We start from the raw sequence: 7,061 nt of genomic DNA on the forward strand, positions 1-7,061 counted from the left end.
CGGCGGGTGGTGCGAGCCGATAGTTGAGATTTTTCCGAATGGACTTGTGAGGGCGGACCGAAAGAGTATTCGAGTAGTTTCCGACGGAACCTGACCGTTACAGCAGGAGGCATATGTCAGTATGCTGTATGAGCGGGCGGAATTTCCGTCAATTTGGGTGGTACCACAGAAGTCGTTTCAGACCTTTGTCCCTTAGTTGGGGCAAAGGCCTTTTTGTTTATAAAAAATATAAAGGGTGAGAAAAATGATTAAACCGTCTTATGATGAGGTAATGGCAATTAAGGATGAATACGATGTTATCCCTGTATACAAGGAAGTTTACGCCGATTCTGTCACACCGATTACTTTGTTAAGAAAAATTCTTCAAAAGTCAGACAAGTGCTTTCTTCTTGAAAGTATCGAGGGCGGTGTAAAGTGGGGCAGATATTCGTTTATCGGCTGTAATCCTAAGGCAAGACTTGTCTACAAAAACGGAGTTCTCACCATTACAGGCGAGGGTGAGGTTACAATTAAAACCGCCAAGCCATACAAAGAAATCCGAAAATATATGAAAAATTACAAAAATCCTCGTTTTGAAGATTTGCCGCCGTTTACAGGAGGACTTGTAGGATATTACGGATATGCTATGATTGCAGTCAGCGAACCGATTTTGAAAATACAGGAAAGCGAAACCAATGATTTTGATTTAATGCTTTTTGACAAGATAATAGCTTATGACCATCTCAGGGAGAAAATGACGGTTATAGTTAATATGAAAACCTATGACCCTGAAAGACAGTATGAGCAGGCTGTAAACGATATAAACGAAATTATCAATACAATTACAGACCCTGCTCCGCTTGCAAAGCTTGAAAGCGATAAAAATGTGGAATTTACAAGCACATACACAGAAGAAGAATTTTGCGATATGGTTAATAAAACCAAGGAATATATTTTTGACGGCGATATTTTTCAGTGTGTTGTATCCCGCAGATTTGAAACCGAGTACAAAGGTTCGCTTTTAAATGCATACAGAGTATTGAGAATTACAAACCCATCGCCTTATATGGTATATATGAATATTGAGGGCGATGAGATTATAAGTACATCACCTGAAACTTTGGTTAAATTGCAGAACGGTGTTTTAAATACATTCCCGATTGCAGGTTCAAGACCGAGAGGCGCTACAAAAGAGGAAGATGACGCACTTGCCGATGAGCTTATTAATGACGAAAAAGAGCTTGCAGAGCACAATATGCTTGTTGACCTCGGAAGAAATGATATTGGCAAAATTTCAAAATTCAATTCTGTAAAGGTTACTTCATATCAGCAGATTTTAAGATATTCAAAGATAATGCACATTTGCAGTGAGGTTGAGGGTGAGCTTAAAGACGGACTTGACGCTTTTGATGCGGTTGAGTCGCTTCTTCCGGCAGGCACACTTTCGGGAGCACCGAAAATCAGAGCTTGTCAGATTATAGACGAACTTGAAAAAACACCCCGTGGGGTATATGGCGGTGCGCTCGGATATGTTGATTTTAACGGAAATCTTGATACTTGTATCGCAATAAGAATGGCAGTTAAAAAAGGAAATAAGGTTTATGTTCAGGCAGGTGCGGGAATTGTTGCAGACAGCGACCCTAAGTCGGAGTATCTTGAAACCTACAACAAGGCACTTGCGGTAATAAATGCAGTTAAAAATGCAGGAGAGGTTGAAGCTATATGATTTTATTTATAGATAATTACGACAGCTTTACTTATAATCTTGTACAGTATTGCGGAAGTATTAATCCCGATATAAAGGTAGTAAGAAATGACGAAATAACGGTAGATGAAATCAGAAAACTTAATCCTACCCACATTATTCTTTCTCCGGGTCCGGGTTATCCAAAGGACGCAGGCGTGTGTGAAGATGTTATAAGAGAGCTTAAAGGCGAGTATCCGATACTCGGTATTTGCCTCGGACATCAGGCAATATGCGAGGTATTCGGCGCAGAAATTACAAGAGCAATAAAACTTATGCACGGCAAAAAGAGTAATATTAATCTTGACAACAGTTGTAAGATTTTTGCCGATTTGCCAAAGGTAGTTGACGGTGCGAGATACCATTCTTTGATTGCAAAAAAGGATACCGTTCCCGATGAGCTTATAGTTACGGCAGAGGACGATATGGGCGAGGTTATGGCAGTTCGCCACAGAGATTACGAAATTTACGGATTACAGTTCCACCCGGAGTCGATACTGACTTCTCACGGTATGGAAATGATAAAGAATTTTATTAATATATGATTACGGATAACACATAGAAAGGGTGACAGAAATGATTAAGGAAGCAATAAAAAAGGTAGTAGACGGTAATAACTTAACTTATGATGAGGCAACAGCCGTAATGAACGAAATGATGAGCGGTACAGCCACTCAAGCACAGACAGCGGCATTTTTGACAGCACTCAGAATTAAGGGTGAAACCATTGACGAAATTACAGCTTGCGCAACAGTAATGCGTGACAAGGCACTTCATGTTAAAAGAGATACCGATGTACTCGACATTGTAGGCACAGGCGGCGACGGAACAGGTACTTTTAATATTTCTACAACAGCGGCTTTTGTTGTTGCGGCCGCAGGAATTTCTGTTGCAAAGCACGGAAACCGTTCAATGTCAAGTAAGAGCGGTGCGGCAGATTGTCTGGAGGCTCTTGGAGTTAATCTTACAATAAGTCCGGAAAAAAGTGAAGAAATCCTTAAAAATACAGGTATTTGCTTTATGTTTGCACAAAGCTACCATTCATCAATGCGATTTGTCGGCCCTGTAAGAAAAGATATAGGAATCAGAAATATTTTTAATGTTTTAGGACCTCTTACAAATCCTGCTTTTGCAAACTTGCAGGTAACAGGTGTGTATTCAGAGGCACTCGTTGAACCGATTGCAAGAGTATTTGCAAACCTTGGCGTAAAGCGCGGATATGTATTCTACGGTACAGACGGTATGGACGAAGTAACCGTTACTGCTCCTACAAAGGTTTGTGAAATCAACAACGGTAAATTCAGCTCATACGAAATTACTCCGGAACAGTTCGGTATGCCGACATACAGCAGTGCAGACCTTGCAGGCGGTGACGGCAAAGAGAATGCGGAGATTACAAAGCAGATTTTAAAAGGCGAGTTAAAGGGAGCAAAGAGAGATATTGTATTGCTTAATTCGGCTCTCGGTATTTGCGCAGGCGGTAAGGCAGAGAATATTGCCGAGGGTATCCGTCTTGCAGAAACTCTTATTGACAGCGGCAAGGCTTATGAAAAACTTGAGCAGTTTGTAAAGGCTACTAATGAATAACGGTGATATTATGATACTTGAAACAATAGCACAGGCAAACCGAGAAAGATATGCGGAAATTGAAAAACAAATTCCGCTTGAGGAGATAAAAAGCAAAGCGCTTTCAATGAACATTACCGATGAATTTCCTTTTGAAAAGGCGCTTGCAAAGGACGGTATTTCTTATATCTGCGAGGTAAAGAAAGCATCTCCGTCTAAAGGAATAATTGCAGAGGATTTCCCGTATGTGCAGATTGCAAAGGATTATGAAAACGCAGGAGCGTCTGCGATATCCGTACTTACAGAACCGCAGTGGTTTAAAGGTGAAAATAAATATTTGCAGGAAATATCACAGAATGTAAAAATTCCGCTTTTGCGCAAGGATTTTACAGTTTGTGAATATCAGATATATGAGGCTAAAGTAATCGGAGCGTCTGCGGTGCTTTTGATTTGTGCACTGCTCGATACCGAAACAATCAGAAAATGGATTGAAATTTGTGATTCGCTCGGACTTTCAGCTTTGGTAGAGGCACATACAAAGGAAGAAGTGAAGTCGGCATTAGACGCAGGGGCAAGAGTAATCGGCGTAAATAACCGAAATTTAAAGGACTTTACGGTTGACCTCACAACCTGCACAAGATTGAGAAAACTGGTACCAAAGGAAATTTTATTTGTCGGCGAAAGCGGAATAAAAACAGCCGAAGATGTGCAGGAGCTTAGAGAAGCAGGAGTAAACGGACTGCTTATTGGCGAAACTCTTATGAGAAATGCCGATAAAAAGAAAGCACTTGAAGAACTTAACGGTGATAAGTTATAAATATATAAGGTATTAGAAAAGGAGATAAATCAATGTCGAAGGGTAAGTTTGGTATTCACGGTGGACAGTTTGTTCCCGAAACTTTAATGAATGCCGTTAATGAATTTGAAGAAGCATATGAAAAATATAAAAACGATCCGGAGTTTGTCGCAGAGCTTGACACACTTATGCGTGAGTATGCCGGCAGACCGTCACTCCTCTATTATGCGGAGAAAATGACAAAGGATTTAGGCGGTGCTAAGATTTATTTAAAGCGTGAGGACTTAAATCATACGGGTTCACACAAACTCAATAACTGTCTTGGTCAGTGTCTGCTTGCCAAAAAGATGGGCAAAACAAGAGTAATTGCAGAAACAGGCGCAGGTCAGCACGGTGTTGCAACAGCAACTGTTGCCGCACTTATGGGACTTGAGTGTGAGATCTTTATGGGCAAAGAGGATACAATCCGTCAGGCTCTTAATGTATACAGAATGAAACTTCTCGGCGCAAAGGTAAATGCCGTTGAAACAGGCACAATGACTCTTAAAGACGCCGTAAACGAGGCTATGCGTGAGTGGACTAACAGAGTTGACGATACTCACTATGTACTCGGTTCGGTAATGGGCCCGCATCCGTTCCCAACGGTTGTAAGAGATTTCCAGAGCGTAATCGGTAAGGAAATCAAAACACAGCTCCTTGAAAAAGAGGGTAGACTTCCTGATGTGGTTATGGCTTGTGTTGGCGGCGGCAGTAATGCTATGGGCGCATTCTATGACTTTATCGGTGATGAGAGCGTACAGCTTATCGGTTGCGAGGCAGCAGGTCTTGGCGTTGATAATCCGAAGAATGCCGCAACAATCGCAAACGGTACACTCGGTATTTTCCATGGTATGAAATCATATTTCTGTCAGGATAAGTACGGCCAGATTGCACCTGTATATTCAATTTCAGCAGGTCTTGATTACCCGGGTATCGGCCCTGAACATGCTAACTTAAGCGATACAGGCAGAGCAAAATATGTGCCCGTTACCGATGAAGAGGCAGTAAACGCATTTGAGTATCTTTCACGCACAGAGGGTATTATACCTGCTATTGAGAGCGCACACGCTGTTGCACACTGCATTAAACTTGCTCCTACAATGAGCAAAGACAGCATTATTGTTGTAAATCTTTCGGGCAGAGGCGATAAGGATGTTGCCGCTATTGCAAGATACAGAGGGGAGAATATTTATGAGTAAGATTAAAGATGCCTTCAAAAACGGCAAGGCTTTTATTCCGTTTGTAACCGCAGGAGATCCTGACCTTGAAACTACCGAAAAACTCCTTATAGGTATGAGCGAAAACGGCGCAGATATCATAGAAATCGGTATACCTTTTTCAGACCCGATTGCCGAGGGTGTTGTAATTCAGGAGGCTGACCTCCGTTCTTTGGCGGCAGGTACTACTACGGATAAGATTTTTGATATGGTAAAGAGAATCCGTCCGCAGATTAAGGCGGCTCTTGCCGTAATGACATATATGAACCCTATTTTTGTTTACGGTACAGACGCATTTATGGCAAAGTGCGCAGAGTGCGGTATTTCCGCCGTAATCGTTCCGGATGTTCCTTTTGAGGAAAAGGCAGAGTTACAGCCTTATTGCGATAAGCACGGTGTAGAGCTTGTTTCGCTTATTGCACCGACTTCACACGACAGAATTAAAACCATTGCCAAAGAAGCGCAGGGCTTTGTATATTGTGTTTCTTCAATGGGTGTAACAGGTGTAAGAAAAGAGATTACAACAAATATTGGCGAAATGGTTGACCTCGTTCGTTCTGTAAGCGATACCCCGTGTGCGGTAGGTTTTGGTATTTCAACTCCGGAGCAGGCAAAGCATATGTCACAGTATGCAGACGGTGTAATAGTAGGTTCCGCAATTGTAAAAATCGTTGCTAAGTACGGCAAAGAATGTGTTGAGCCTGTTTGCGAGTATGTAAAGCAGATGAAAGAGGCAATGCAGTAATGAGTAGTGTTGACGAACTTCAGAAAGTGATTGATGACAGCCATAGAATAGTTTTCTTTGGCGGTGCGGGAGTATCTACAGAGAGCGGTATTCCCGATTTCAGAAGTGTGGACGGACTTTATAATCAAAAGTACGATTATCCGCCCGAAACCATACTAAGCCATACATTCTTTGTAAAAAAGACAGAGGAGTTTTATCGCTTTTACAGAGATAAAATGCTTTGTCTTGACAAAAAGCCGAATAAGGCTCATTATAAACTTGCTGAGCTTGAAAAAGCAGGAAAACTCAGCGCAGTAGTTACTCAAAATATTGACGGACTGCATCAGGCGGCAGGCAGTAAGAGAGTGTATGAACTGCACGGAAGTGTGTTGAGAAATTACTGTATGAAGTGCGGCAAAGCATATACTGCCGAGTTTATTAAAGAGAGCAACGGTATTCCAAAATGCGAATGTTCGGGAATCATCAAGCCTGATGTTGTGCTCTATGAAGAAGGACTTGACGATAAAACAGTAAACGGTGCGGTTAATGCCATTGCGAATGCAGATACACTGATTATTGCAGGCACAAGCCTCACGGTTTATCCTGCCGCAGGTATGGTGAGATATTTTAAAGGAAATAAACTTGTACTGATAAATCGTGATGCCACACCAATGGACAGCGCCGCCGACCTTGTTTTTCATGAAAAGGTCGGAGAGCTGCTCGATAAAATTAAAGTCAATATATAAAGGTTTGGTCAACCTTTTCAAAGGTTGTGGGTGTGGGCAAAGCCCACAAATACTTTCAGTTTACGCAATCTAACGATAGCCAAACAAATAGGCGTAAGTATCTGCGAGAGCAATAAAAGAAAATATACTTCATTTTGACCCGACCCCCAAAAGTTAGACCTAAAAAATCTAACTTTGGAGGTTGGTATTTTTATGTCAAAATACAGTTATGAATTCAAGAAGAAGGTAGTAATGGACTACATAAATGGAA

7 protein-coding genes and 1 other annotated feature (1 of these 8 running past the window's edge) are annotated in these 7,061 nt (G+C 41.6%); all 7 genes read left to right on the forward strand.

Translation table 11 applies throughout. The features are described 5' to 3' along the window. Positions 1–196, forward strand: a binding site (T-box leader); it begins 50 nt to the left of the window's first position. A 48-nt stretch (positions 197–244) separates the two neighbouring features. From trpE to I2E21_RS08980, 7 genes are read left to right on the forward strand one after another with little or no spacing between them, the layout of a single operon-like run. Further along, positions 245–1,705, forward strand: coding sequence for an anthranilate synthase component I (trpE, locus tag I2E21_RS08950; RefSeq protein WP_195411109.1), 1,461 nt, complete (start codon positions 245–247; stop codon positions 1,703–1,705). Further along, entirely contained in the window at positions 1,702–2,268 is a 567-nt protein-coding gene (locus I2E21_RS08955) for an aminodeoxychorismate/anthranilate synthase component II (protein ID WP_195411110.1), read from the forward strand. Before trpE ends, I2E21_RS08955 begins: the two co-directional genes overlap by 4 nt. A 31-nt stretch (positions 2,269–2,299) precedes the next feature. Continuing rightward, entirely contained in the window at positions 2,300–3,310 is a 1,011-nt protein-coding gene (gene trpD / locus I2E21_RS08960; RefSeq protein ID WP_195411111.1) for an anthranilate phosphoribosyltransferase, read from the forward strand. 10 nt (positions 3,311–3,320) lie between these two features. Continuing rightward, positions 3,321–4,106 carry an indole-3-glycerol phosphate synthase TrpC gene (trpC, locus tag I2E21_RS08965; RefSeq protein WP_195411112.1) on the forward strand — a complete coding sequence of 262 codons (786 nt, stop codon included), beginning with the start codon at positions 3,321–3,323 and terminating at the stop codon, positions 4,104–4,106. A 32-nt stretch (positions 4,107–4,138) separates the two neighbouring features. Further along, entirely contained in the window at positions 4,139–5,323 is a 1,185-nt protein-coding gene (gene trpB / locus I2E21_RS08970) for a tryptophan synthase subunit beta (RefSeq protein ID WP_195411113.1), read from the forward strand. Continuing rightward, a complete protein-coding gene (trpA, locus tag I2E21_RS08975; protein WP_022234986.1) occupies positions 5,316–6,086 on the forward strand; it encodes a tryptophan synthase subunit alpha in 771 nt (256 codons plus the stop codon). The genes trpB and trpA overlap by 8 nt, the downstream gene beginning before the upstream one ends. Then, complete coding sequence (locus I2E21_RS08980) at positions 6,086–6,811, forward strand: NAD-dependent protein deacylase (RefSeq protein WP_186935711.1); 726 nt, start codon at positions 6,086–6,088, stop codon at positions 6,809–6,811. Before trpA ends, I2E21_RS08980 begins: the two co-directional genes overlap by 1 nt. Positions 6,812–7,061: the final 250 nt, after the last annotated feature.

The organism is Ruminococcus sp. BSD2780120874_150323_B10, assembly GCF_015553695.1.
Lineage (GTDB): Bacteria > Bacillota > Clostridia > Oscillospirales > Acutalibacteraceae > Ruminococcoides > Ruminococcoides intestinale_A.

Excerpts from the sequence above, each read along its gene's own strand:
- trpE (WP_195411109.1), top strand. The coding sequence starts at position 245 with ATGATTAAACCGTCTTATGATGAGGTAATGGCAATTAAGGATGAATAC.
- I2E21_RS08955 (WP_195411110.1), top strand. The coding sequence starts at position 1,702 with ATGATTTTATTTATAGATAATTACGACAGCTTTACTTATAATCTTGTA.
- trpD (WP_195411111.1), top strand. The coding sequence starts at position 2,300 with ATGATTAAGGAAGCAATAAAAAAGGTAGTAGACGGTAATAACTTAACT.
- trpC (WP_195411112.1), top strand. The coding sequence starts at position 3,321 with ATGATACTTGAAACAATAGCACAGGCAAACCGAGAAAGATATGCGGAA.
- trpB (WP_195411113.1), top strand. The coding sequence starts at position 4,139 with ATGTCGAAGGGTAAGTTTGGTATTCACGGTGGACAGTTTGTTCCCGAA.
- trpA (WP_022234986.1), top strand. The coding sequence starts at position 5,316 with ATGAGTAAGATTAAAGATGCCTTCAAAAACGGCAAGGCTTTTATTCCG.
- I2E21_RS08980 (WP_186935711.1), top strand. The coding sequence starts at position 6,086 with ATGAGTAGTGTTGACGAACTTCAGAAAGTGATTGATGACAGCCATAGA.